Annotated in this window: 25 protein-coding genes and 1 riboswitch; of the genes, 15 read left to right on the plus strand and 10 right to left on the minus strand. The window is 63.6% G+C overall.

Going from position 1 to position 24393, the window contains the following annotated elements:
- Positions 1 to 17 precede the first annotated feature (17 nt).
- The 13 genes from miaB to ACTXGA_RS07380 all read left to right on the plus strand — a co-directional run bounded on the left by miaB (position 18) and on the right by ACTXGA_RS07380 (position 13565).
- Positions 18 to 1328 carry a tRNA (N6-isopentenyl adenosine(37)-C2)-methylthiotransferase MiaB gene (gene miaB / locus ACTXGA_RS07320; RefSeq protein ID WP_443392492.1) on the plus strand — a complete coding sequence of 437 codons (1311 nt, stop codon included), beginning with the start codon at positions 18 to 20 and terminating at the stop codon, positions 1326 to 1328.
- 221 nt (positions 1329 to 1549) lie between these two features.
- Positions 1550 to 2146, plus strand: a complete 597-nt coding sequence (locus ACTXGA_RS07325) for an OmpA family protein (RefSeq protein WP_443392493.1) — start codon at positions 1550 to 1552, stop codon at positions 2144 to 2146.
- 19 nt (positions 2147 to 2165) lie between these two features.
- Positions 2166 to 2474: a hypothetical protein gene (locus ACTXGA_RS07330; protein WP_443392494.1), complete on the plus strand. Its 309-nt coding sequence runs from the start codon at positions 2166 to 2168 to the stop codon at positions 2472 to 2474.
- A gap of 188 nt (positions 2475 to 2662) precedes the next feature.
- The gene (locus ACTXGA_RS07335; RefSeq protein WP_443392495.1) at positions 2663 to 3637 is read left to right on the plus strand and encodes a PhoH family protein; all 975 of its coding nucleotides are present in this window, start codon (positions 2663 to 2665) and stop codon (positions 3635 to 3637) included.
- 129 nt (positions 3638 to 3766) lie between these two features.
- Positions 3767 to 4252 carry a DUF6389 family protein gene (locus ACTXGA_RS07340; protein WP_443392496.1) on the plus strand — a complete coding sequence of 162 codons (486 nt, stop codon included), beginning with the start codon at positions 3767 to 3769 and terminating at the stop codon, positions 4250 to 4252.
- Entirely contained in the window at positions 4249 to 4773 is a 525-nt protein-coding gene (gene ybeY, locus ACTXGA_RS07345; protein WP_443392497.1) for an rRNA maturation RNase YbeY, read from the plus strand. The genes ACTXGA_RS07340 and ybeY overlap by 4 nt, the downstream gene beginning before the upstream one ends.
- A 13-nt stretch (positions 4774 to 4786) precedes the next feature.
- Positions 4787 to 5758 (plus strand): hemolysin family protein, encoded by a 972-nt coding sequence (locus ACTXGA_RS07350; protein ID WP_443392703.1) that lies wholly within the window; start codon positions 4787 to 4789, stop codon positions 5756 to 5758.
- Entirely contained in the window at positions 5742 to 7292 is a 1551-nt protein-coding gene (lnt, locus tag ACTXGA_RS07355) for an apolipoprotein N-acyltransferase (RefSeq protein ID WP_443392498.1), read from the plus strand. Before ACTXGA_RS07350 ends, lnt begins: the two co-directional genes overlap by 17 nt.
- A 39-nt stretch (positions 7293 to 7331) precedes the next feature.
- Positions 7332 to 7378, plus strand: a riboswitch (SAM-SAH riboswitch).
- A gap of 5 nt (positions 7379 to 7383) precedes the next feature.
- Entirely contained in the window at positions 7384 to 8562 is a 1179-nt protein-coding gene (gene metK, locus ACTXGA_RS07360) for a methionine adenosyltransferase (RefSeq protein WP_443392499.1), read from the plus strand.
- Positions 8563 to 8769: 207 nt separating this feature from the next.
- A complete protein-coding gene (locus tag ACTXGA_RS07365) occupies positions 8770 to 10644 on the plus strand; it encodes a trypsin-like peptidase domain-containing protein (protein WP_443392500.1) in 1875 nt (624 codons plus the stop codon).
- A gap of 69 nt (positions 10645 to 10713) precedes the next feature.
- Positions 10714 to 11427 carry a tRNA (guanosine(46)-N7)-methyltransferase TrmB gene (gene trmB / locus ACTXGA_RS07370; RefSeq protein ID WP_443392501.1) on the plus strand — a complete coding sequence of 238 codons (714 nt, stop codon included), beginning with the start codon at positions 10714 to 10716 and terminating at the stop codon, positions 11425 to 11427.
- Between the two features lie 150 nt (positions 11428 to 11577).
- On the plus strand, positions 11578 to 12921 hold the full coding sequence (gene aroA / locus ACTXGA_RS07375; RefSeq protein ID WP_443392502.1) for a 3-phosphoshikimate 1-carboxyvinyltransferase: 1344 nt from the start codon (positions 11578 to 11580) through the stop codon (positions 12919 to 12921).
- A gap of 26 nt (positions 12922 to 12947) precedes the next feature.
- Positions 12948 to 13565 carry a (d)CMP kinase gene (locus ACTXGA_RS07380; RefSeq protein WP_443392503.1) on the plus strand — a complete coding sequence of 206 codons (618 nt, stop codon included), beginning with the start codon at positions 12948 to 12950 and terminating at the stop codon, positions 13563 to 13565.
- A 114-nt stretch (positions 13566 to 13679) separates the two neighbouring features.
- Here the strand turns inward: ACTXGA_RS07380 and ACTXGA_RS07385 are convergent, their stop codons facing one another.
- The 7 genes from ACTXGA_RS07385 to ACTXGA_RS07415 all read right to left on the minus strand — a co-directional run bounded on the left by ACTXGA_RS07385 (position 13680) and on the right by ACTXGA_RS07415 (position 19135).
- Positions 13680 to 14864 carry an amino acid aminotransferase gene (locus tag ACTXGA_RS07385; RefSeq protein WP_443392504.1) on the minus strand — a complete coding sequence of 395 codons (1185 nt, stop codon included), beginning with the start codon at positions 14862 to 14864 and terminating at the stop codon, positions 13680 to 13682.
- A 14-nt stretch (positions 14865 to 14878) separates the two neighbouring features.
- Positions 14879 to 15736, minus strand: a complete 858-nt coding sequence (gene sseA, locus ACTXGA_RS07390; protein ID WP_443392505.1) for a 3-mercaptopyruvate sulfurtransferase — start codon at positions 15734 to 15736, stop codon at positions 14879 to 14881.
- Positions 15737 to 15850: 114 nt separating this feature from the next.
- Entirely contained in the window at positions 15851 to 16141 is a 291-nt protein-coding gene (locus ACTXGA_RS07395; RefSeq protein WP_443392506.1) for a hypothetical protein, read from the minus strand.
- 118 nt (positions 16142 to 16259) lie between these two features.
- Positions 16260 to 17534, minus strand: a complete 1275-nt coding sequence (locus tag ACTXGA_RS07400; RefSeq protein WP_443392507.1) for an alpha/beta fold hydrolase — start codon at positions 17532 to 17534, stop codon at positions 16260 to 16262.
- A 70-nt stretch (positions 17535 to 17604) separates the two neighbouring features.
- Positions 17605 to 18081 (minus strand): SsrA-binding protein SmpB, encoded by a 477-nt coding sequence (gene smpB, locus ACTXGA_RS07405; RefSeq protein WP_443392508.1) that lies wholly within the window; start codon positions 18079 to 18081, stop codon positions 17605 to 17607.
- Positions 18082 to 18127: 46 nt separating this feature from the next.
- On the minus strand, positions 18128 to 18484 hold the full coding sequence (uraH, locus tag ACTXGA_RS07410) for a hydroxyisourate hydrolase (RefSeq protein WP_443392509.1): 357 nt from the start codon (positions 18482 to 18484) through the stop codon (positions 18128 to 18130).
- A gap of 303 nt (positions 18485 to 18787) precedes the next feature.
- The gene (locus tag ACTXGA_RS07415) at positions 18788 to 19135 is read right to left on the minus strand and encodes a hypothetical protein (RefSeq protein WP_443392510.1); all 348 of its coding nucleotides are present in this window, start codon (positions 19133 to 19135) and stop codon (positions 18788 to 18790) included.
- 220 nt (positions 19136 to 19355) lie between these two features.
- Between ACTXGA_RS07415 and ACTXGA_RS07420 the strand changes: the two genes are divergently transcribed.
- Entirely contained in the window at positions 19356 to 19649 is a 294-nt protein-coding gene (locus tag ACTXGA_RS07420) for a hypothetical protein (RefSeq protein WP_443392511.1), read from the plus strand.
- Positions 19624 to 20328, plus strand: coding sequence for a winged helix-turn-helix domain-containing protein (locus tag ACTXGA_RS07425; protein ID WP_443392512.1), 705 nt, complete (start codon positions 19624 to 19626; stop codon positions 20326 to 20328). Before ACTXGA_RS07420 ends, ACTXGA_RS07425 begins: the two co-directional genes overlap by 26 nt.
- A 24-nt stretch (positions 20329 to 20352) precedes the next feature.
- Here the strand turns inward: ACTXGA_RS07425 and ACTXGA_RS07430 are convergent, their stop codons facing one another.
- From ACTXGA_RS07430 to betC, 3 genes are all read right to left on the minus strand, one after another.
- Entirely contained in the window at positions 20353 to 21963 is a 1611-nt protein-coding gene (locus ACTXGA_RS07430; protein ID WP_443392513.1) for a tryptophan halogenase family protein, read from the minus strand.
- A gap of 58 nt (positions 21964 to 22021) precedes the next feature.
- Positions 22022 to 22573 (minus strand): 2OG-Fe(II) oxygenase, encoded by a 552-nt coding sequence (locus tag ACTXGA_RS07435; protein WP_443392514.1) that lies wholly within the window; start codon positions 22571 to 22573, stop codon positions 22022 to 22024.
- Positions 22574 to 22898: 325 nt separating this feature from the next.
- Entirely contained in the window at positions 22899 to 24392 is a 1494-nt protein-coding gene (gene betC / locus ACTXGA_RS07440; protein WP_443392515.1) for a choline-sulfatase, read from the minus strand.
- Position 24393: the final 1 nt, after the last annotated feature.

Below are 24393 nucleotides of genomic sequence, written 5' to 3' on the forward strand. Positions count from 1 at the left end.
CGAGACAGGAGCGCGCCATGGCCCCGAAGAAGCTTTTTATCAAGACCTACGGCTGCCAGATGAACGTCTACGACAGCGAGCGCATGGCCGAGGCCATGGGCGGCGAGGGCTATGAACAGACAGAGCGCCCCGAAGACGCGGACATGATCCTGCTGAACACCTGCCACATCCGCGAGAAGGCGGCAGAGAAGGTGTACTCGGAACTGGGACGCTACAAGGGGCTGAAAGCGGCCAAGCCGGATCTCAAGATCGGCGTCGCGGGCTGTGTTGCACAGGCCGAGGGCGAGGAGATCATCCGCCGCCAGCCGATGGTGGATCTTGTCGTTGGCCCGCAAAGCTATCACCGGCTGCCGGACCTGCTGTCGCGGACGCACAACGGCGCCAAGGCGCTGGACACGGAGTTCCCCGAGGAGGACAAGTTCGACCACCTCAAGGCGCGGCCCAAGGCCAAGCGCGGACCGACCGCGTTCCTGACCGTACAGGAAGGCTGTGACAAGTTCTGTGCCTTCTGCGTGGTGCCCTATACGCGCGGAGCCGAGGTGTCGCGCCCGGCGGCGCGTATCCTGACCGAAGCGCGCGATCTTGTGGAGCGCGGCGTGCGTGAGATCACCCTGCTGGGACAGAACGTCAACGCCTACCACGGGCATGAGCGCGGGCTGGCCGGTCTGATCTATGCCCTGTCCGAAATCGACGGGCTGGAACGGATCCGCTTTACCACCTCGCATCCCAACGACATGGATGACGCGCTGATCGCCGCACATGGCGAGTGTGACAAGCTGATGCCCTACCTGCATCTGCCGGTGCAGGCGGGCAGCGACAAGATCCTCAAGCGGATGAACCGTCACCACACGGCAGAGCAATACCTGCGCCTGATCGAGCGGCTGCGCGCCGCGCGGCCGGACCTGCACCTGTCAGGCGATTTCATCGTCGGTTTCCCGGAAGAGAACGAAGAGGATTTTCAGGCCACGATGGCGCTGATCGAAGCAGTGGAATACGGCTCTGCCTTTTCGTTCAAGTATTCGGAACGGCCGGGAACACCCGCAGCGGAACGCCCGCAGGTGCCCGAGGCCGAAAAGGACGACCGCCTGCAACGTCTGCAGGCCCTGCTGACCAAACAGCAACGATCGTTGCAGGATGCCATGGTGGGGCGTGACGTGCATGTGCTGTTCGAAAAGCAGGGGCGCCTGCCGGGGCAGATGGTGGGGAAATCCGAGTACCTGCACGCTGTGCACGTCGAGGGGCCGAATATCGCGCCTGGCGACCTGATGCGTGTGCGAATCGAATCCTCTGGTCCCAATTCGCTCAAAGGGGTTCTCAACCCATCGTAATCCTCTCCCGGAACTCTTTGTTTCAAAAAAAGGGTTCAGATTATCCACAGCAAACTAAAGCGTTTTCGGGAACTGTTTCCTCTTTTGGGACAGTGGTCGTTGCTTTTCCCTTCACAGGCGAAGCAACTTTGCTAAAGTGTTGATTATAGTAAACATGCGTGCTCGCGCTGCCAAAACGGGCGCACGCATTGGGGGAAACTCGAACCTTAAGGGACCAGGCTGTGGCGTATCGCATTTCCAAGGCCATCTGCGCGATGGCGCTTGCGGCTGTCGCTGGTCTGTCGGCCGCTGCGCCGGCAGTTGCCGACGATGCTGGCAAGACACCGTTCATTTCGACTCAGAACACCCGGACCATCAAGGGTGAGCAATATATTCCGGGCATCTGGGTGGATCCCGATGGCTGCGAACACTGGGTGATGGACGACGGCGTCGAGGGCTACATGAGCCCGCACGTCGACCGCAAGGGCATCCCGGTCTGCCGCCGTGCCAACACCTGCGGCGTGATGAACACCGACCAGTACTTTGCCACCGATTCCTACAGGATCTCCAAGAAGGGCAAGGCCCGCATCGCGGAGTTCTTTCAGGAAGCATCCGCAATCGGCTACGTGATTGCCGGTCATACCGACAGCCGCGCCTCGGATGAGTACAACATCAAGCTCAGCTACAACCGCGCGATGGCGGTGGCCAAGGTTGCCCGGTCCGTGGGTGCCAATATCACCGACGTGCGCGGCTATGGCGAGCGTATGCCGGTCGCCAAGAACAACACCGCGCAGGGCATGGCCAAGAACCGCCGTGTCGAAATCCTGTGTTTCCGGTAATCCAGAAGGGATCAAGACAATGAAACTTGTGAAACCGCTTCTTCTGGTTGCCCTGGCCGTTGGTGTCGCCGGGTGTGACCCGGTCGGCCCGGACAAGAGCCGCGACCGCCAGTCCATCGACCGCGACGACCTTTCCGGCATGAAGGCCGGCATCTGGGTCGATCCGAACGGCTGTGACCACTGGATCATCGACGACGGTGTCGAAGGCTATCTTTCGGCCCGCATCGACAAGTATGGCAAGCCGGTCTGCTCGGGCATCGCACCGCCGACCATCGCCACTGGCGATTTCAAAGGTGGCTCGACATCGGTGATCGGCGATCCTCTCTGATTACTTCCTGTACAGGCACGTCAGGAATAAAAGAGCCGCGCGGCACGTTTCGCGCGGCTCTTTTTGTGGCAGTTGCATGACAATCTGGCGCGGAGTGCGCCCGAGACTTGCGCCGCACCCTCCCCGCGTGCACCATATCTAGAAGAAACCTGCGATTGGAATCGCAGGGCCCTGCACAGGAGACGGGTTTGACAGCAGCGGGCACCTTGACCGAAGCCATCCTAGAATTTCCCGACAATCGATTGCTGATCGACCTCTGCGGAGAGTTTGACCGCAACCTCACGGACATAGAGGCGCGCACCGGGGTGCAGATCCTGCGCCGCGGCAATCAGCTTGCCGTACATGGCCCGGAGGACGTGGTTCCTGCCGCAGTCGAGGTCCTTCGCGGCCTCTACGAGCGGTTGGAACAGGGGCGTGAGGTTGGGCGCAACGACATCGACCGCGCCTTTCGCATGGAGACAGTAGAGGAACCGGACGAACAGCTTGAGATGTTCGGTCAGGGGCCGGTCGAGATCAAGACGCGCAAAAAACTGGTCGAGCCGCGCACCGATGCGCAAAAGGCCTATGTGCGTTCGCTGTTCGAAAACGAAATGGCCTTTGGCATCGGTCCGGCGGGCACCGGCAAGACTTATCTGGCCGTCGCCGTTGGCGTGAACATGCTGATCACCGGAGAGGTGGACAAGATCATCCTCTGCCGTCCGGCTGTCGAGGCGGGTGAGCGGCTGGGCTTTCTTCCCGGCACACAAGAGGAAAAGGTCGACCCCTACATGCAGCCGCTGATGGACGCGCTGAATGATTTCCTGCCGGGCAAGCAACTTGCCAAGATGCGGGAGGAAAAGACGGTCGAAATCGCGCCGCTGGCCTTTATGCGCGGTCGGACGCTGTCCAATGCATTCGTCGTGCTGGATGAGGCGCAGAACGCCACCACCATGCAGATGAAGATGTTCCTGACCCGTCTGGGCGAGGGCAGCCGCATGGTCATCACCGGCGACCGCACCCAGATCGACCTGCCGCGCGGGGTGCCCTCGGGGCTGGCGGATGCGGAACGGCTGCTGGGCCATGTGCCGGGCATCTCGTTCAACTATTTCTCTGCCAAGGATGTGGTGCGCCACCCGCTGGTTGCGGCCATCATCGAGGCTTATGAGACAGACGCCGAAGGCTGACCGAGGGGACGACGGGCCCCAAGTGCACCACAAAGGAATGCCGTTCTGATCAAGAGACTGTTTACCGTCATCACCGGGGGCGGGCGCAAGGCGCGCTCGGGCCGGGGGCAGGACGCCCGGCCCAAACCGGTGCTCGTGGCCTCGGTTGATACGCCAGATACCTATCGCGACATGCTGCGCCTGCGATTTGACCAATCCGAGGCTGCGGCGGGCGCGGCGCTGAGCGCCGCCGTGGCGGCGCTGCCGGACAAAGCGCGCGGTCTGGAAATCGGCGTGCACCTGTCGCAGGACGGCGATGGCGGGTTCGACATCGTGCTGCACGCCATTGGCCCCGATCTCTATGTGCTGAACAAGGCGCTGGAACCGCACCGGACCCTGTTCGCCGGACGCACAAACGCCTTCGAGGGCACGCCGGCCAATGTCCCGGCCTTCGACAGCGCCAATCCGCCTTTTGACGTGGCCAACGTCATCTTCGATGAGGGGATCGCCTGGATCGTGCGGCTGTGGCAGCAGTTCGGCTCTGACAGTCTTGCGGTTCCGGTGGATGCCTTTGCCGAAGACGGCTGGGCCAAAGTGGTGCGCGGGCCGCAGCGGCTGCACGACGGCGCGCCATGACCCTGACAGACACCATATTCGAAGATGACCGCTGGGAAGCGGCGGGGCTGGAGCCACTGGCCGAACGCGCGGCAACGGCCACCCTGCGGCATCTGGGGCTTGACCCTGCGGAATTCGAGATTGCCGTGCTGGGCTGTGACGACGCCCGCATCGCCGTTCTCAACACCGATTTCCGTGGCAAGCCAAGCGCCACCAACGTGCTCAGCTGGCCGTCCGAGGATCTTGCCCCCGAAACGGATGGCGCGCGCCCCGAAGCCCCCGAACCCGAGGATGAAAAGCCGCATCACCTTGGCGACATCGCCCTTGCCTATGAGACCTGTGCGCAAGAAGCCGCCGATCAGGGCAAGCCAATGGAGCAACATGTCACACACTTGATCGTTCATGGGGTGTTACATCTATTGGGATACGACCATATGCGTGACGCAGATGCCACGCTGATGGAACGGACCGAGGTTGAAATACTTGGCAATCTCGGGCTGCCGGACCCATATGGAATTGATGACGGCCCCGCAGGGGTGTGACTGGAACGGATTGATGGGCGATAACGACGACTCGTCTAAGGCAGCGCAAAGCGCGCAAGAGACGGAAACGACCAACGGCGAAGACAGCCAACCGGGGCCATTGCGCCGGTTGTTCGGATGGATCGGCGGCGGCACCGAAGAGGATGACACCGGCGGCGAAAGAGCCGACAGGGCGTCCGACAGACCTTTGCACGGGATGATCAATCTTCGCCGCATGCGGGTCGAGGATGTGGCCACCCCAAAGGCAGAGATCATCGCCGTCCCCAGCACCATCACCAAGGATGACCTTGTCAGCGTGTTCCGCGAAAGCGGGATGACCCGTCTGCCGGTCTATGATGGAACGCTGGATACGCCCGTCGGCATGGCCCACCTCAAGGATTTTGCCCTGTCGCATGGGTTCAACGGCGCCAGTGGGCGCTTCAACCTGAAAAAGATGCTGCGCCCGCTTCTGTTTGTGCCGCCATCCATGCCGATCGGTGTGCTGCTGGCCAAGATGCAGACGGAACGGCGGCACATGGCGCTGGTGATCGACGAATATGGCGGTGTGGACGGCCTTGTGACCATCGAGGACCTGATTGAACAGGTGATCGGTGAGATCGAGGATGAGCACGACACCGATGAGGACAAGTACTGGACCCGTGACAAGACCGGCTGCTACCTCGCGCTGGCCAAGACGCCGCTGCGCGACTTCGAGGCCGAGATGGGGTTGGCGCTGACCGATCACGACACCATCGACGAGGAAGAGATCGACACGCTGGGCGGGCTGGTGTTCATGCTGGCCGGACGCGTGCCCGCGCGGGGAGAGGTTGTGGCCCATCCCGCAGGGTTCGATTTCGAGGTGGTGGATGCCGATCCTCGCCGGATCAAGCGGTTGCGTGTGCGTCTGCCCGGTACGATGAGCGCACCGTCCCATGCCGCGTCCGCCCCGGCGCAGTCCGCGCCTACGGCGGCGGCGCCTGTCTCATCCGATGTTGGCCGTGCCTGACAGCAGGGCGGCTTCGGCGCGCTCTTTGCCGGGCCGGATCGCCGCCGGTTGGCTGCGGTTGCCGCTTGCGGTGCTGTGTGGGGCGGTGATCGGCCTTGGCCAGCCGCCCTATGACCTGTGGTTTCTCGCCTTTCCGGGCTATGTCGCCGCAATCTGCCTGTTCCATTTCATGCCGCGCGGACTGCGCACCGCCGGGACCGGATGGGGCGTGGGGCTGGGATACTTCGGCTTTTCCATGGGCTGGATCGTAGAGCCGTTCCTGGTGGACGCGGCGGTCACCGGTTGGATGGCGCCCTTTGGCCTGTTCGGACTGGCGGGCGGGTTGGCGCTGTTCTGGGGGCTGGCCTTCTGGGTGGCGGCACATGCGCGCCACCGGCTGCTGGCGCTCGTGGTGGCGTGGAGCATGGTGGAACTGGCACGTGCCTATGTCCTGACCGGGTTCCCATGGGCGCTTGTCCCGTATTTCTGGCTGCCCGTTCCTGTGATCCAATGGGTCAGCGTGATCGGGCCGCATGGGCTGACCATCGCCACATTGCTTTGCGCGGCGGGCTTTGCGGCAGGGCTGAACGGCCAGTATCGCCCGGCGGGCCTGTCTGCCGCGCTGCTTATCCTGCTCTTTGGCGGCGGATACCTTTTGACGCCCGCGCCGCAGGATCTGGCCGACCGCCCCGTTGTGCGTCTGGTGCAGCCCAACGCGGCGCAGCATGAAAAATGGGACCCGCAAATGATCCCGGTCTTCATGGAGCGCAAGCTGCGCTATACCGAAGCCGCACCGCAGCCGGGGCTGGCCGCCCCGTCGCTGATCGTCTGGCCGGAAACCAGCGTGCCCAACCTGCTTCACCGCGCCGGGCCGGTTCTGGACCAGATCACCGCCGCGGCCGGAGAGGCGCAGACGGTCCTTGGCATTCAGCGCGCCGAATTCGGCGGCTACTACAACTCCCTGATCGTGCTTGCCCCGGGGGGCGGGGTGTCGGCGCTCTACGACAAACATCACCTCGTGCCCTTCGGTGAATACATGCCTGCTGCGGCCGTCTTTTCGCGCTGGAACATCGCCGGTCTGGCGGCGCGGGCCGATGGGGGTTATTCCGCTGGGCCCGGTCCGCAGGTCATAGACCTTGGCCCGCTTGGCATCGGCCTGCCGCTGATCTGTTATGAGGCGGTCTTTCCGCAGGATGTGAATGGCGGTCCGTTCCGTCCCGACATGTTGTTGCAGATCACCAACGATGCGTGGTTCGGCACATGGTCCGGTCCCTTTCAGCATCTTGCACAGGCCCGCATCCGCGCCATCGAACAGGGCCTGCCCATGCTGCGCGCCGCCAACACCGGGGTGTCGGCGGTGATCGACGGGGCGGGGCGGGTGCTGGATGACATCCCGCTGGGAGAAGCCGGATACCTCGACGCGCCCCTGCCGCCGCCATTGGCCGCGACGCCCTACAGCCGAACGGGTGACAGGCCTTATTTCATTGCCCTGATTTTGGCCGCTGCCGCACTTTTGATGGCGGGACGTCGCCCGTTGCGCGCAGAATCCGATTGACCCCACCGGTCCCTGCGCGTAGGCGCATCCGGACATCAAAACCCGTCACAACGGCTTCCTGGCGTGACGGCGTCATTAATGGAGCACCATCATGTCACGGAACAACTACATTTTCACTTCCGAGTCCGTCTCGGAAGGGCACCCCGATAAGGTTTGTGACCGCATTTCCGACGCGATCCTCGACGCCTTTCTGGCCGAAGACCCGCTGGCCCGCGTGGCCTGCGAAACCTTCGCCACCACCGACCGGGTTGTCATCGGCGGTGAGGTCGGCCTGACCGACCAGTCCAAGATGCCGGAATTCATGGCGAGCATCCCCGACATCGCGCGCGCCTGCATCAAGGACATCGGCTACGAGCAGGACAAGTTCCACCACGCCACCTGCGAAATCACCAACCTGCTGCACGAACAGTCCGCGCATATCGCGCAGGGCGTCACCGGCGAGCAGGGCGATGAGGGCGCAGGCGATCAGGGGATCATGTTCGGCTACGCGACGAATGAAACCGACGCGCTGATGCCCGCGCCGATCCAGTACAGCCACGCTATCCTGCGCCGTCTGGCAGAGGTCCGCAAGAACGGCACAGAGCCCGCGCTTGGCCCGGACGCAAAATCGCAGCTGTCGGTACGTTATGTCGACGGAAAGCCCGTTGGCGTAACCTCGATCGTTCTGTCGACCCAGCACCTGGACGAGACCATGACCAGCGCCGACGTGCGCGCCCTGGTCGAGCCGTATATTCGCGAGACCCTGCCCGAGGGCTGGATCACCGGCGACACCGAATGGTGGGTCAACCCGACCGGCAAGTTCGTCATCGGCGGCCCCGATGGCGACGCGGGCCTGACCGGCCGCAAGATCATCGTCGACACCTATGGTGGTGCGGCCCCTCACGGTGGCGGCGCGTTCTCCGGCAAGGATCCGACCAAGGTGGACCGCTCGGCGGCCTACGTAGCGCGTTACCTGGCCAAGAACGTTGTCGCGGCAGGCATGGCGGATCGCTGCACCGTTCAGCTGTCCTACGCCATCGGCGTGGCTAAACCGCTGTCGATCTACGTCGACACCCACCAGACCGGCAAGGTCCAGGACCGCGACATCGAACTGGCGATCCCCAAGGTGATCGACCTGACGCCGCGCGGCATCCGCACCCATCTGGAGTTGAACAAGCCGATCTACTCGCGCACCGCAGCCTACGGCCACTTTGGCCGCGCGCCTGAGGCGGATGGCGGCTTCTCGTGGGAGCGTACCGACCTTGTCGATGCGCTGAAAAAAGAGATCTGAGGGAGTTCGGCCCCGCCGGAGGGCCGATCCTGACCGCACTACACTGCAAAAGGCGCTCCATTCGGGGCGCCTTTTCGCATTTCAGGGCCGGTCTGATGGGGGCCGTCACTTGGGCCGCCGGGAACCCGGATTTGGTGCGATACCGCGAATCGTGTATGATGAGGGAGTATTTCAACTCTGACTGGTTTTTGACCCGTGGATAGCCGCATGCTGCTTTTCATTTTCATGGTCTGCGCCACCGTCTTCATCGGCTGGCTGTGGTGGTCTGATCCTCAGCCCATCCCCTTTACAACCAACCTTGCCAAACTGGCCTATGCGGCGCTTCTGGTTCTCGTGGCGGGCTTGCTGGTGCGTGAGGTGGACAAGGTCTTTCTGTCCGCAAAACCGGGCATCGGCGGCTTTCAGTTCGCGCGTGAGGGCACGCTGGACGCAACCCGGGCCGAGGCGCTGCGCGCCATGATCGTGCAGCGGCACGGCATGATCAACCAAAGCTTTCGCCACGAAAACGCGTTGCGCGAGGCGCGTCTGGAGCGCGACGCGCAGGCCGGGGAACGCGACGTGGCACCATTGCCGTTCACCACCGCCTCTCTGGGGTTTTCGACCGAAACGCTGAGCAAGCTGGAACTGAACGTTCAGGGGATCAATTTCGGCAAGCTGCTCGACTCCATGCGCCGCCGGGTGGCCCCGCCGAATGAAATCACCGGTCATGTGGTCGATACCGGCGACGGGCGCATCTCTGCCGTGGTGCGTTGGCCCAGGGCACCGCGCAACGCGCATCAGCCGCTGGAGGACAACCGGCTGATGACCTTCGACGACATCCGCCGCGACAGCGATCTGGCCGCACGCATCGCCTGTGCGCTGATCTGGGCGGAGCTGGTCAGCGAACAGGATGGCGCGGTGTTCAAGATGCGCCGCGATCACTACTGCCTGTGGACGGAGGCGCTCTTGATCTGGCAGCAGCTGCGCGACAAACGCGCCGCCGACCTGCAGTTCAGCATCGACGACATCACCGAACTGGAACGCGCGCGCGACAACATGAAACTGCTGATCGGGCAGTCGGTGGAATATTCCGAAATCTACCAGTTGCACGCCAACCTGATCCAGATCGACCCGTCACCGCGCCCCGAGGATACGGTGCAGATTGCCCAGTCCCGCGCCATCTATGCCGCGATGAACCAAGGCGCGTCGCTGGAGGACGCGCGGCGCAGCGTTCTCCTTGCCTCTGCCGAGGCTCCCGTCGAGGGCCCCCCCGGCCCGGATGCCGCGATTGCCGAAGGGCCGCAGGTTGACGATCGGCGCCCGATGGTCCCGGTGATCGACGGCCGGGCCGCCCCCATCGCGTTCGCAGAGCTTCAGACCATTGTGGAGCCGCAGGCAGACGCCTTGCTGCGGATTGCCGCGGCGACGGGGTTCCTGCGCTCTTCGGACGGGGATCAACCGATGCGGGGTACGGGGTTCATCATCGGGCCGGACGTCGTGGCGACGGCGGATTTCGTGCCCGGCTACATCGACGCTCCAGGGGTGACGATGAGCAACGTAGTCACCCAGGCGAAAATTCCCGTCCCCCTGATGCGGCTGGAATTCTCCGTTGGCGAAGATGCCCAGGACGATCTGAACAGCCGGGTCTTTGCCGTCCGGACCGTCCTGTTCCGGGACCCGGCAAACGGACTCAGCCTGCTGCATGTCCCCGGCCTGAGCGCCAATGGCTTCAGGGCTGCAGCCGTTGGCGGCGACCTGCCGCAACAGGGCGCGTGGCTGGCCGTGCTTGGCTATCCGGCCAATGACCCGCGCAGGCCGGATACCGTGATGCAGCCCGGCTGGCGGCCCTATGTGAAACGCCTGATGCCCGGTCAGCGCGTGTCCGACGAACCAAGGTGGGGCGACTATCCACAGGCCTTTGCCCATGATGCCACCACTGCGGGGGGCACCGCGGGTGCCCCGGTGGTGGATCTGGCGACGGGCCAGATCGTCGGCCTGCACCTTGGCGGCGGATCCGCCAATGGCGACGGGCGCCGGGGCTATGCCGCCGCCCTGACGCGTGACTTCCTCGCCGCAGCGCAGGGGCCGCTGGAAAAGCGTTGAGCGCGGTTTCCCACCACTTCGGCACCCACCTCTTGCACCATCGCGCCTTGGCCGCTAAGCGGCACGGCCATGACCAGCTCGAACAAGCATCCCGACGCCCCGTGGCGCAACTTCTATGGCCGTGTCAGGGGCAAGACCCTGAGACCGAAACAGGAAGAATACCTGCAAGAGGACCTCGACCGCCTGTCCCCCGGCGATGTCGACTGGGAGGTCAATCCCGAACGGCACCCGCTGGATCTTGGCGCGCTGTTCGATGGCGCCCCCGTCTGGCTGGAGATCGGATTCGGCGGCGGTGAGCACATGGTGCATCAGGCGGCGCAGAACCCGGATGTGGGCATCATAGGCGCAGAGCCTTTCATCAACGCGGTTGCCATGCTGCTGGGCAAGATCCGGCAGGCAGAGGTTCAGAACCTGCGCGTCTATCCCGGCGATGCGCGCAACCTGTTCGACGTTCTGCCGGAGGCGTCGATCTCCAAGGCGTTCCTGCTCTACCCCGATCCCTGGCCGAAAAAGAAACACCATCGGCGGCGGTTCGTGACGCAGGAACATCTGGCCCCGCTGCATCGGGTGCTAAAGCCGGGGGCCGAATTCCGCGTGGCCACGGATATTCCCGACTACGTGCGCCAGACGCTGGTCGAGGTGCCAAAGGCCGGCTTCCGCTGGACGGCCGAAGGCCCCTCGGACTGGCGCAAGCCTTGGACGGACTGGCATTCGACCCGCTATGAGCAAAAGGCGCTGCGCGAGGGCCGCGTGCCGCATTACCTGACCTTCGAACGGATCTGACCGGGGCAGGGGGGCGGCTCGCCGCTCCTTCGTCCCTCGTCATTCGGCTCCGCAAAAGACGCAAGGCGCGCGCCTGCCTGCCATCTGCGCGATGGACCTTGGCGCGGCCCCTTGTTATCAGGCGGCGACCATTTTGCAGGAGACCGCCCCATGTCCGCCCACGGCGCCCCGATCCCGATGACTTCGCGTGCCACCGGCCCCCTGAAGGGAGAGGCGCATGTGCCCGGCGACAAGTCGATCTCGCACCGCTCCCTGATCCTCGGCGCGATGGCCGTGGGGGAAACCAAGGTCACCGGGCTGCTCGAAGGGCAGGACGTGTTGGACACCGCCAAGGCGATGCAGGCATTTGGCGCGCAGGTCGAAAAGCAGGGCGATACCTGGCATGTGCACGGCGTCGGTGTCGGCGGCTTTGGTGAGCCGGAAAACGTGATTGATTGCGGCAACTCCGGCACCGGCGTGCGGCTGATCATGGGAGCGATGGCGACCTCCCCCATCACCGCCACCTTCACCGGCGATGCCAGCTTGAACAAGCGTCCCATGGCGCGGGTGACTGATCCCTTGGCGCTGTTCGGCGCGCGGGCCTATGGCCGCTCGGGCGGGCGGCTGCCCATGACCATCGTCGGCGCGGCAGAGGCTCTGCCGGTCCGCTACGAGGTGCCGGTGCCCTCCGCTCAGGTCAAATCCGCCGTGCTGCTGGCGGGGCTGAACGCGCCGGGCGAAACCGTCGTGATCGAACGCGAGGCGACCCGCGACCACTCGGAACGGATGCTGGCCGGTTACGGCGCGACGATCTCGACCGAAGTCACCGATGAGGGCCGCGTCATCACTTTGCAAGGACGGCCTGAGTTGAAGCCGCAGACCATCGTGGTCCCGCGCGATCCCTCCTCCGCCGCCTTCCCGGTCTGCGCGGCGCTGATCACCGAAGGCTCTGACGTTTTGGTGCCCAATATCGGGCTGAACCCGACCCGCGCGGGCCTCTTCACCACCCTGCGTGAGATGGGCGCGGACCTGACCTATGAGAATGAGCGCAAAGAGGGCGGTGAGCCGGTCGCCGACCTGCGTGCACGCTTTTCGCCCGATCTCAAGGGGATCGAAGTGCCTGCAGACCGCGCAGCCAGCATGATCGATGAATATCCCGTGCTCTCGGTCGTCGCCGCCTTTGCGCAGGGCAAGACCCACATGCCGGGCGTCAAGGAATTGCGCGTCAAGGAGAGCGACCGCATCGACGCCATGGCCACCGGGCTGCGGGCTGCAGGCATCACCGTGGATGAGGGTGAGGATTGGTGGACGGTCCACGGCCGCGGCTTCGGTCAGGTGCCGGGTGGCGTCACCGTGCAAAGCCACCTTGACCACCGCATCGCCATGTCCTTCCTCGTGATGGGCTTTGCGACGCAACAGCCGCTGACAGTGGATGACGGCGGCCCCATCGCCACCAGCTTTCCGATCTTCGAGCCGCTGATGGCCTCGCTCGGCGCGGAGATCGCGCGCGGCTAACGAGAAAACGGCACAAGGGAGCAGACATGAGCTTTACCATCGCCATCGACGGGCCCGCAGCCAGCGGCAAAGGCACCATCGCCCGCGCCCTTGCGGCCCATTTCGGGTTCGCGCATCTCGACACGGGCCTGCTCTACCGCGCCGTGGGCCGCCAGATGTTGAACGGGACCGAACCGGTCGCGGCGGCGCAGGCGCTGGATGTGCTGTCACTGGACGGGGCTGACCTGCGTGGCCCCGACGTGGCGCAGGCGGCCTCCCGGGTCGCGGCGCTGCCAGAGGTGCGGGCGGCGCTCATCGACGTACAGCGCGCTTTTGCCCGCCGCTCTGGCGGCGCGGTCCTCGACGGGCGCGACATCGGGACGGTGATCTGCCCCGACGCCAACGCCAAGCTCTTTGTCATCGCCACGCCAGAGGTCCGGGCAGACCGCCGCTTCCGCGAACTCTCGGCCTCGGGGCATGAGACCAGCTTTGACGAGGTGTTGGCCGATGTGCTCACCCGCGATGCGCGCGACATGAACCGCTCGGACGCGCCGCTGAAACCCTCCGAGGACGCGACCATCCTCGACACCTCGAAGATGGCCATCGAACAGGCCGTGGCAAAGGCGATCGAACTGGCGGAACAGGCCGGGGCGAAATCCGCCTGAGGCTTCTTCTCTTTTGAAAATACGCCTGCCGAAGGCATCCCGAGGCGACGGCCCCTGGGCCGTCACCGAGATAACCTGTGCGGGCCGACAGGCCCGCTCCATTGAATCAACAGATCAGACGCCGGACTTGACGATGGCCTCGGCCAGCGCGGGCACTGTCTTGGCGTTCAGACCGGCGATGTTCATGCGCGAGTCGCCGACCATGTAGACCCCGTGATCGCGGCGCAGGGTCTCGACCTGTTCCGGCGAGGCACCAAGGCGCGAGAACATGCCGCGATGCTGGGCAAGAAAGCCGAACCGGTCCGACCCGGACAGGCGCTGCAATTCCCCGGCCAGTTGTTCGCGCAGCGACAGCATCCCGGTCCGCATCTCTTCCAGTTCCGCCTGCCATTCGGCCCGCAGCGCCGCGTCGCTCAGCACATAGGTGACCAGCCGCGCGCCGTGGTCCGGCGGAAAGGAAAAGTTCTGGCGATTCAGATAGTTCAGCGTGCCCTGGTTCAGGGTGCGCGCACCGCCGTCCTGCGCCACGGCCATCAAGAGGCCGGTGCGTTCGCGGTAGATGCCGAAGTTCTTCGAGCAGGACGCCGCGATGAGGCATTCCGGCACAGAAGAGGCAATCGCTCGCACCGTGGCCGCATCTTCCTCCAGCCCGTCGCCAAAGCCCTGGTAGGCAATGTCCACCATCGGCGTCGCGCCGGTTTTCAACAGCACCTCGATTACCGCTTTGACCTGCGTGGCGTTCAGGTTGGCCCCGGTGGGATTGTGGCAGCAGCCGTGCAGCAGCACGATGTCACCCGGTCCCGCCTGCGCCTGATCGGCCATCATGCCGTCGAAATTCACGCCGCCGGTCTCATTGTCGAAATAGCGGTACATCACCGTCTCGATCCCCATGTGCTTGAGGATCGACAGGTGGTTCGGCCAAGTGGGATCGCTGACAAAGACACGCGCCTTCGGGTTCGCCATGCGCACCATGTCAAAGGCCTGCCGCACCGCGCCGGTGCCGCCGGGCGTTGCCGCCGCCGCCACGTTTTCGCGCGCCACCTCGTTGCCCAGAACCAGCGCGATCATCGCATCGGCAAAGCCGATATCGCCCGCAAGGCCGGTGTAGCTCTTGGTGGTTTCCTCTTCCCACAGCTTCTTTTCCGCCGCCTTGATGGCGCGCATGATCGGCGTCTTGCCATCCGCGTCCTTGTAGACGCCGACGCCAAGGTCGATCTTGTCGTCGCGCGGATCCTCGCGGAACGCCTGCATCAGCATCAGGATCTTGTCAGCGGGTTGCTGCTGGATTTTTTCGAACATCAGGTCTCTCCGGTCTATTTGGCCCCGGTGGCGACAGGCAGCGTCGGAAAGGCGCCCCATTCGGCCCAGGACCCGTCATATAGCGAGTGATCGCTCTTGCCGAGCCGCTCCATGGCAAGGCTCAGGATCGCGGCGGTCACGCCCGATCCGCAGGTGGTGATCGCGGGTTTCGACAGGTCAACGCCTGCCGCCTCAAAGGCGGCACGCAGCCCGGCTTCGTCCTTCAGGGTGCCGGCTTCGGTCAGCAGGTCTCCGTAATAGACGTTCTTCGATCCCGGGATATGGCCCGCCCGCAGGCCCTCGCGCGGCTCCGGCGCTTCGCCCCGAAAGCGGCCGGGGGAGCGCGCGTCGATCACCTCGGTATGTTTCAGTTTGGCTGCGGCGGAAACCTGCGTGACATCGCGCACCAGATGCGCCTGCCGCCGCACGGTCATGTGGCGGTCGCGTACGATCGGGTCCATGTCCTCGATCGCGCGCCCTTCGGCTTGCCACTTGGCAAACCCGCCGTCCAGAACCGCCACATCGTCCTTGCCCATCAGCTTGAACAGCCACCAGACGCGGGCCGAAGAAAAGATCCCCGCCCCGTCATAGACAACCACCTGATGGCCGTCGCCCACGCCCATCGCCCGCATCCGGGACATGAACTTTTCCGGCGGCGGCGCCATGTGCGGCAGATCGGACCGCGCGTCCGAGATTTCGTCGATGTCGAAGAAACGTGCGCCGGGAATATGCGTGGCGGCATATTCGGCCCGGCCATCCCGCCCCATGTCAGGCAGATACCAGCTTGCGTCCAGAACCCGCAGGTCCGGGTCGTTGAGATGCTGCGCCAGCCACTCGGTGGAGACGAGCGTCTTGGGATCGTCGGCGAACATTTGGCCCCCTCAGCGGTCAATCCCCCTGTGCTTAGGCAAGAGGGCAGCCGCATGCAAGCGCGTCGCGCCGCGATCCACCTCCCGGGGCGGATTTACCGCCCCGGGCAGGCTGTCTTACTTGGCGATCATGCCCTTCACCGCGCTGATCACCGCCAGCAGCACACCGCCGCCAACGCCGCCACCGGCCACTTGGCCGATGATCGTGCCGATATCCAACCCGCCAACAGCGCCCGCCTGACCGGCCGCATCCGGCGCGCCAAGCATGCTCAGCAGCGTGCCGCCCAGACCGCCGCCGACAAGGCCGGCGATCGAGTTGATCAGCGTGCCCTGATCCAGCCCCTTGGACGCGGCACCAGCGGCATTGCCGCCCAGAGCGCCCGAAATCAGTGCAATGATAAGTTCCATATCCGTCTCCCTCTTGACCCCAACTCGGGATGAGAGACAGCTACCGCGTCGCGCGGCGGCGAGACACGGGAATGGCCGCCCGCCATTCCCCGCGAGCCCGGGCCGGGCAAAAGGGACGTCAGGGCGCGCCGGTCACATGGCTTTGCAGAAACCAGTCCACCGTGTTCAGCGCCTTGTCGCGCTCGGCGTCGCGCTCCTTGAAGATCTCGTGAAAGGCGCCGTTCACGGCGGTGAAGTCACAGACATACCTGCCGTTGGCCTTCAAACTCTGCACATTCAGCGCCTCGCAGAACTCGGTGTGGCGCGACAGGTCGGGCGGTGCGTCCATCCATCCCGCATAGGGCCTGTAGGCCCGCAGGTCGCGCGTCCCGCTCATCAGCATCAGCGGCATATGCACCATCCGCGCAAGGCTGTCGGTATCGCGCATGTCCCGCAGAAAGCGCACGGATTCCCGCGCCCACTTGTTGGTGGTGCCGCCGATCTGCGGTCCGATCCAGTTCTCGCCCGCGTATTCCGCCGCGCGAATCGCGCTCCAGTCGTATTCGTCCCACATCCGGGTGCGCAGTTGGTGGCGCGCGCGGCTCTGGGTCATCATCGCCTCGTTGCCGGGGGCAAAATCGCGCGATCCCGGCTCATAGGGGCCAAAGGTCGACTCGGCGGCATAGCCGTTGCAAAGATCGCCGTTCCATAGCCAGACCGCGCCGCAGCGCCACCATCCCTGCAGCGCCACGCCGGTTTCGGAAAAGACACGCAGGTTGAGCCAACTGTTCCGCTTACCGGTATAGCTGATGTAATTCACATGGATCATCGCGCTGACCAGAACGGCGGCGTCAAAGGGGTTCTCCGCTCCGACTTTTTGGAAATAGCCGATGGCAATGGCCCCGCCCATCGAGTTCGAGGTCAGGAATAGTGGCTGATCCGGTCCGGCGCCCAGCGCGGCCAGATCCGCCTGCACCGCGCCCACGAAGGCATCGAAATCGTCGACATAGTCGTCGAAATCTTCCACATGGCTCTTGTCCGGATCGGCCAGCAGGCGGGGCGACAGGCCCTGCCCACGGTGGTCGATCACGTAGACCGGGCCATAGCCGCGCCCGATGAAGTCGATCGCCGTCTCGGCGTATTCATAAGACGGCTCGCTGCGGCCCGGCGCGATCACCAGCGCGCCCTTGTCACCAACCTTGCAGCCGAACCGGCTAAAGCGCAGGCGATACCCGTCGTGCGGCATCTCCAGAACCCGCCGCTCCCACCCCGGTGCCGCCTCCGCTTCGCTGCAATCCACATCGGCGGTCAGATAGGCGGTCATCCTGTCCAGAACGCCGGACTCTTCCAGCGCGAGCGCCGGACCCGCAAACAACGCCAGGGCCACGGGCAACAGGCGTCTCAGCATCGTCATACTCTCACCTCGGTCCGAATGCCGGTTCGGTCGGCCAATCTGGTCACACGGGGGCAGGGTCCCGACAGGCTCAGCCCCGCTCTTTCAACAAACGTTGCTTCTGACGGTTCCAGTCGCGCTTGGCTTCGGTCTCGCGCTTGTCATGGGTCTTCTTGCCCTTCGCGATGCCGACTTTCAGCTTCACGATACCCTTGTGGTTGAAATACATCACCAGCGGCACGATGGTCATGCCCTTGCGCTGGGTGTCATTCCACAGCCGCGACAATTCCTTGCGGGATACCAGCAGCTTGCGCCGCCGCCGTTCCTCGTGGCCGAACATCGCCCGCTCGTAGGGCGCGATATAGGAGTTCACCAGCCACAGCTCGCCGTCTTCCACCGCCGCATAGCTTTCGGCGATGTTCGAGGTGTTCTCGCGCAGTGATTTGACCTCGGATCCGCTCAGGATGATACCGCATTCGATATCGTCCTCGATCGCGTAATCGAAGCGCGCGCGCCGGTTTTCGGCGATCACCTTGTAGTTCGGGTCACTGTTGGGTTTCTTGGCCATGGTCCGCCTAGATAGTCACTGTGCCGGGCGCTGTCCACCTGCCGGATCAACTGCCACGATAGGTGGAATAGCCATAGGGGGACAGCAGCAGCGGCACATGGTAATGCGCCGCCTCCGACATGCCGAAACGGATCGGCACCTCGTCCAGAAACAGCGGATCTTCCCCTGCCTGTCCGGTCGCGCGCAGATAATCGCCGGTGCAGAAGATCAGCTCGTACTGGCCCGTCTTGAACTTGCCCGCGGGCAGGATCGGCGCATCGGTGCGGCCGTCGTCATTGGTCACCGCCTCGGCGATCTTGCGATGCGAATTTCCCGACACCCGATAAAGCATGATCCTGATGCCCACCGCCGGACAGCCGCGCGCCGTGTCCAGAACATGCGTGGTCAGATACCCGTCACTCATCTTTCACCCAATGGTTGTCCGCCTGTTGCAAACAGTCAGACCCAAGCGACGCCGCAGGTCAAGCGGCGCCGCAACCGGACAGGGCACTGTTCCTTGCTTCTTTGGGTTTCCAAATACCCTCGGGGGCGTCCCGCAGGGACGGGGGCAGAGCCCTCCCAGCCGCCGCTCTCCGCCGGGCGCGGCAAACGAAACAGGGGCCCCGCCGGAACGGGGCCCCTCGCCGACCACGGGGCTGCTCGCCCCAGGCCGTACGCCCCGGGGACAGGTCGGGGGCTGCTCGAAGTCAGGATCGTGTCGCGGGTCTCAGCACCGGCCGGTCACGATGTACCAGCGCCCGTCACGGCCGCGGACCTTCTGGCGGCAGTCGCGACGGTAATGCTTTTGCTTCCACTTGCCGTGGCCATAGTTGTTGTACTTCCGGTGGCCGCTGTTGTTGTAGTATTTCTTCTGACCATGCCGGTTGTGATTGAAGGCCGGGGCGCGCCTGTGATTGTTCTGCAGCGACTGGTGCAAAAGGTAGATACCCAGTGCGGTGCCAAGGAACCGCTTGGCCTTGTCGTGGTCGTGGCGTGCCTCAACCGGCGACGCCGCCGCCAGCGCCGTAATCAGCGCCCCGATCGACAGAATGGATGTAATAAATTTAGCTGACATCTGAATGCTCCTCCTGGAGACGATTTGGACAAAAGCCGGCTCCCGCGATGACGAGTCGCGATCCTCACCGGCCCGAACCTCAACCGTCCCCCCGTAGCTGCAGGAGTCGCAATAACAGCGCAGTGCTATCGGATAACCATGCCGCCAGGCCCTTACCGTTATTGAATTTCCGGCGATCCGCGCGCAATTTGACCGCATGCTCTCACTCAAGCGTCATATCATGTCCCCAGTCCTCTCCCGCCTCCTTCCCGGGGTTCTTCTGGTCTTCGCCCTGGCCCTGCCGGGCGCGGCCGCCGCGGATTGCTACGTGCACTACAAGGCCAAGCGCAGCGCGCCCTATGGTCTGCACTACGGCATCGTCCGCGTTTACGGCAGTTGTCCGTCCAATCCTGCGGGTGTTGTCCAGTCCCGGATTTCCTCCGGTGGCTGGTCCCTGCTGAACGTGGTAAAGGTGACAACCGCGCCCCCAAGTCCCTCGGAAGTCAGCAGTGCCGGATCAAACTATTACCGCTAGCGAAAGCCGCCGTTCCGGAAGCCGTATCGTCACCCTTGGCATCATCGCCATCGTGACGATTCTGGCCGTTGCCGGGGCTGGCCTGATGCTGACCCTGCCGGACGCCAATGCGTTCAACACGCGGGTCGAACGCATCTTCATCGAAAACGACAACCTGACCAGCCAGGCAGAGGTCACGCTGCTGGAAATCCTCGCCCAGTCCGGCACCGCCTTTTCCGACGTGCTGGCCAGCTACCGGCTGGTGATCTTTGTCCTGCTGGTTTTTGCAACGGCCATGATGATCGCGGCGCTGGTCTTCCTCGTGATGCTGGTCTCGCTCAACCGCCGCATGGCACAGATCGAACGATCCGGCATCGAGGTGTCCAGCCTGATCATCTCGCGTGAGGAAAACACCGTCTACCTCAACACCATGGGGTTCAAGCTGACGGATGCCATGATGGAAACGCTGGCCGTTTTGGCAGAGGCGCGGCTGGACGATGAGATGCTATCCGGCAGTCAGATCGAATCGATGATTTCGGGCAAGCCCGAGTCCGACTGCGATGAGGCCGCCGGAGCCACCCGGATCAAGCGTCTGCGCGACGGCCTGGGCAACCAGATGGTCAGCGAACTGCTGGTCAAGAACATCGCCCGGCGCGGCTACATGCTCGCCATCGACAAGGGCGTGATCGAGGTGCTCTGAGCCTATTCTTGGGCGCGGGCCGCCTCAGAACAGGACCGGTTCGAAATCGCCCGACGTGGCGACCTCTCCCAGATGCGAGGTTGCGGGCGCGGCGGCGTTCATCTCCCCTCGGAAATACAGCAGCGTTTGCCGGTGATCCGCCTTGTAGGCCACCACGGCCTTGTTGCGTGCGGCGGATTTCTTCAGGAACTCCTTCCACAGCTTTTCCGACATGGCGAAGGGGTGGTTCAGCTTTTCCGCGCCATAGCCCATCTCGTAGACCCGTTTGCCCAGCAACACGGCGGTGAACACCTTGTGGGTGAACAGATGCGCATGCGGGACATCCAGACGGCTGGGCAACTGGTACTGCCAGAGGTCCAGCAGATGCTCCAGCCGGTCCGAGATTTTCAGTTCCGTCCGTGCGTCGATCCAGTAGGGATCGTCGGTCCGGTTGCCCAGACGGTAATGCAGGCAGATGAAATCGCGCACCTCGTTGAACAGATCGTCAGACACCATGTTGTAGGCGTTGCGCGTCGGGGCCTCGTAATCCTGGCTCGGGAAATACTCCAGCAGCCAGCGCAGCCCCATGTCGATCATGTGGATCGCCGTCGATTCCAGCGGTTCGATGAACCCGCCCGACAGGCCCAGCGCGATGCAGTTCTTGACCCATGCCCGGCGTGAGCGGCCAATTCGCATCGGGATCACCCGCGGTTCCGATCCCTTGGGCGCGGTGTCGCCCAGATGGGCAAGGAATTCCTCGGCGGCCTGATCGTCCGTGCGGTGGGCAGAGGAAAACACGTAGCCGGTGCCGATCCGGTTGAACAGCGGCACGGCCCAGCTCCACCCGGCGCCCAGCGCGGTGGATTGCGTCGCGGCGCGGATCTTCTTCGGGTCGGGATGCGGAATCGGCAGCGCCATAGCCCGGTTGTTGCCAAGGTAGTCCGAGTAATCGACAAACGGCTCGCCCAGAGCTTTCTGGATGATCATGCCGCGAAAGCCGGTGCAGTCGATCACCAGTTGCACCGCGCGCCGTCCGCCCTCACGCAGGTGCAGGGCGGCGACATGGCCGGTGTCGCTCAGCTCCACATCGTCCACGTCGTCCAGGATATGCTCGACCCCGCGCTCGCGCCCGATCTCGGCCATCAGCCCGGCGAATTTTACCGCGTCCAGGTGATAGGCATAGCCCGCGCGGGGCATGGGATCCTTTTCCGGCCCTTTCAGCGAAATTGGCCCCTTGTAGGCCTCGAACAGGTCCACCATCGGTGAAAAGCTGCGGACAAAATCCCGGCTGCCCGCACCGTAGGCCTGAAAGTAGTGCCCGACATCGACACCCTCCAGCCGGGGCGGACTTGCAAAGGGGTTCATGTAGCGGATGAACCGGCCCTTGTGGTCGATGTTCCAGTCGTTGAACATAACGCCCATCTTGAACGAGGCGTTGCAGCGGCGCATGAACTCCCGATCGTCGATGCCCATTTCGCGCAGCGTCACCGGCATGTGCGGCACCGTGGCCTCGCCAACGCCGACGGTTGGCACGTTCGGGGATTCGATCAGCGTCACCTTGATCTTCGGCGCGATCTTGCTGCGCAGAAAGGTGGCCGCAAGCCACCCGGCGGTCCCGCCGCCCACGATTGTGATCGATGTGACCGGTTCCCCCATGGCCTTCCCTCCGCTGACGTGGGGTCACGTTAACGGGGGAGGCCCTGAAAACAAAGTCTCAGGTGAATTCCGGCCCATGCACCCAAGTGGTCAGGGAATAGCGACGCCCGCGCGTCACCGGTGTCACCCGGTGCAGGGTGAAGCTGGGAAAGAGGACCGCGCTGCCGCGTGCCGTGCCAACGCTTTCGCCCTGTCCGTTGCCGTTCAGTTCCAGCCGCCCGCCGTCATAGTCGCTATCCTCGCTCAACTGCGCCACCAGCGTCAGCTTGCGCTTGGCGGCAAAGGTCCCGCCGCCGATGTCCGAATGCCAGTCGAAATGCCCGCCCGCATCCGCCTCGTAGACGGCGATCTGCGAGCGTTCGGCGAATTCCGTCAGGCTAAATCCGAAATGCGCGCGGTTCACGTCGCGCACCGCCTCGACCACCCGGCGAAAGATCCACCCGGCCTCGCCTTCTTCGTCCAGCCAGACGATCCGCGCGATACGGATGCTCTCGTTCTGGCGTCCCCGGACCAGACCGGCCTCGGCAAAGTCGTCCGCGTGGGCAAGACGGATGATACGGTCACATTCCGATTGGGAAAACAGCGACTCGAGTGCGTAGGGGGAAAGCATGGGTTTGGGCCTTGGGTGTCGTGGATCGGTGCATCAAGCCGATTCTGCGCCCCACCGCCGCGCCGTTCCCGACATCACGGTCCGAAAACGTCATAAATCTTGATGCCCAGCCGGGGGGGGGGGGGCGAACCACCCACCCGCCATTTGATGCATTGGCTGAAACGGCAACGGCGCCGAACTGCAAATCCGGAGGATGCGGGTTCAACTCCCATCTGCACCACCACAACATCGCTTGTTTGCCCTGCCTCCGCAGGGGTGACGGGCCCCGGCAGGATCCGAACCTGAAGTTTGTTCTTTTAGCGCCTGAGGCACGAAGTGTCTTCGCTCAGATATAGTCAAACGCCCATTCATTGTAGCCGCGTTCGCCTCGATACCAAATCACCTGATCAGTACTGCTCTCGCCGTGATTCCAGCGTTGTTTTTCACCTTTGCCCATTGCATCTCTCACGATGGCTCGGCGTTTCTGACTCAGCAGAATCTCACGGGTAAGCTGGTCTTCGTTCCATTTTTGGGCAACTTCCTCGCGAAAGCGAGCAAGTACCTCCTGATGATTGGCACCTGCCGCAAGGTTGATCAATTCGTCTGGATCGTTTTCCAAATCGTAAAGCATTTCTCCATCATGCGAGGACGAGATGTATTTGTACGTCCCTCTGCGTATCATGAAGATCGGCACTGGCGTGGCTTCAGCCAGGTATTCGGCGTAGACCGTTCGTTCCGGTTCACGGTCACCACGGTCGAGCAAAGTGACCAGATCTACGCCTTCAAGCGGTTCACTTTCTTCTTCAACGCCGGCAATAGCGTTGAATGTCGGCACCAGATCGACCAGCGAGGTCAGTTCCCGCACCCGCTGCGGTGTGATCCCGGGGCCTGCCATAAGCAGCGGAATGCGCAAGGAGTTCTCGAAGAAATGCTTCTTGAACCACATGCCGCGTTCACCCAGCATTTCGCCGTGGTCCGAAGTGAAGAGGATCACCGTGTTCTTTTCGGCACCGGTCGCCCGAAGAGCATCGAGAACCCGCGCCACCAGAGAGTCAATGAAGCTGATAGACCCGTAATAGGCGCGAATGGCGCGGCGGACGTCCGTGTCACTGAACTGAATGCCCAGCATCCCGAAGTCGCGCAACAGGCGGGCGGAATGCGGATCGTGCTCCTGCTCTGGCAAGGCGGGAACACGTGGCATCGGTATCTCGGCATCCTCGTAGAGGTCCCAGAACTCCTTGCGGCAGAGATAGGGTTCATGCGGGTGGGTATAGCTGACCTGCAGGAAGAACGGGCGTTCATCATCCGACCGCGCCATATCAAAAATGTGCTGCACCGCCTTGAAGGTGACTTCCTCGTCATAGTCGATCTGCACCGAGCGTTCACAGACACCGGCGATACGCACGGCGCGGGGGTCGTTGGTGTCGCGCTTGCCCTCGTTGCCCCAGTTCGGCACCCAGGCAAAATCGGCCGGGTAGAGGTCGGCGGTCAGGCGCTTCTCAAAGCCGTGAAACTGATCTGGACCGATGAAGTGCATCTTGCCGGAGAGTGCGGTCTGATATCCGGCGGCGCGCAGGTAATGCGCATAGGTCGGGATCTCAGCCGAGAATTCGGCAGCGTTGTCATAAGCTCCGACCTTGCCGGCCAATTGCCCAGTTGCCATGGAAAACCGTGACGGGGCACATAGCGGGAAGTTGCAGTAGGCATTTTCGAACACCGCGCCCCTGTTGGCCAGCGCGTCGAGGGTTGGCGCGTGACAGATCCGGTCGCCATAGGCGCGCAGGGCGCCCGCCGTCAGCTGATCGACTTGAAAGAAAAGAATATTTGGACGGTCAGACATG

This window comes from Antarctobacter jejuensis (genome assembly GCF_052266595.1).
GTDB classification, from domain to species: Bacteria; Pseudomonadota; Alphaproteobacteria; order Rhodobacterales; family Rhodobacteraceae; genus Antarctobacter; species Antarctobacter jejuensis.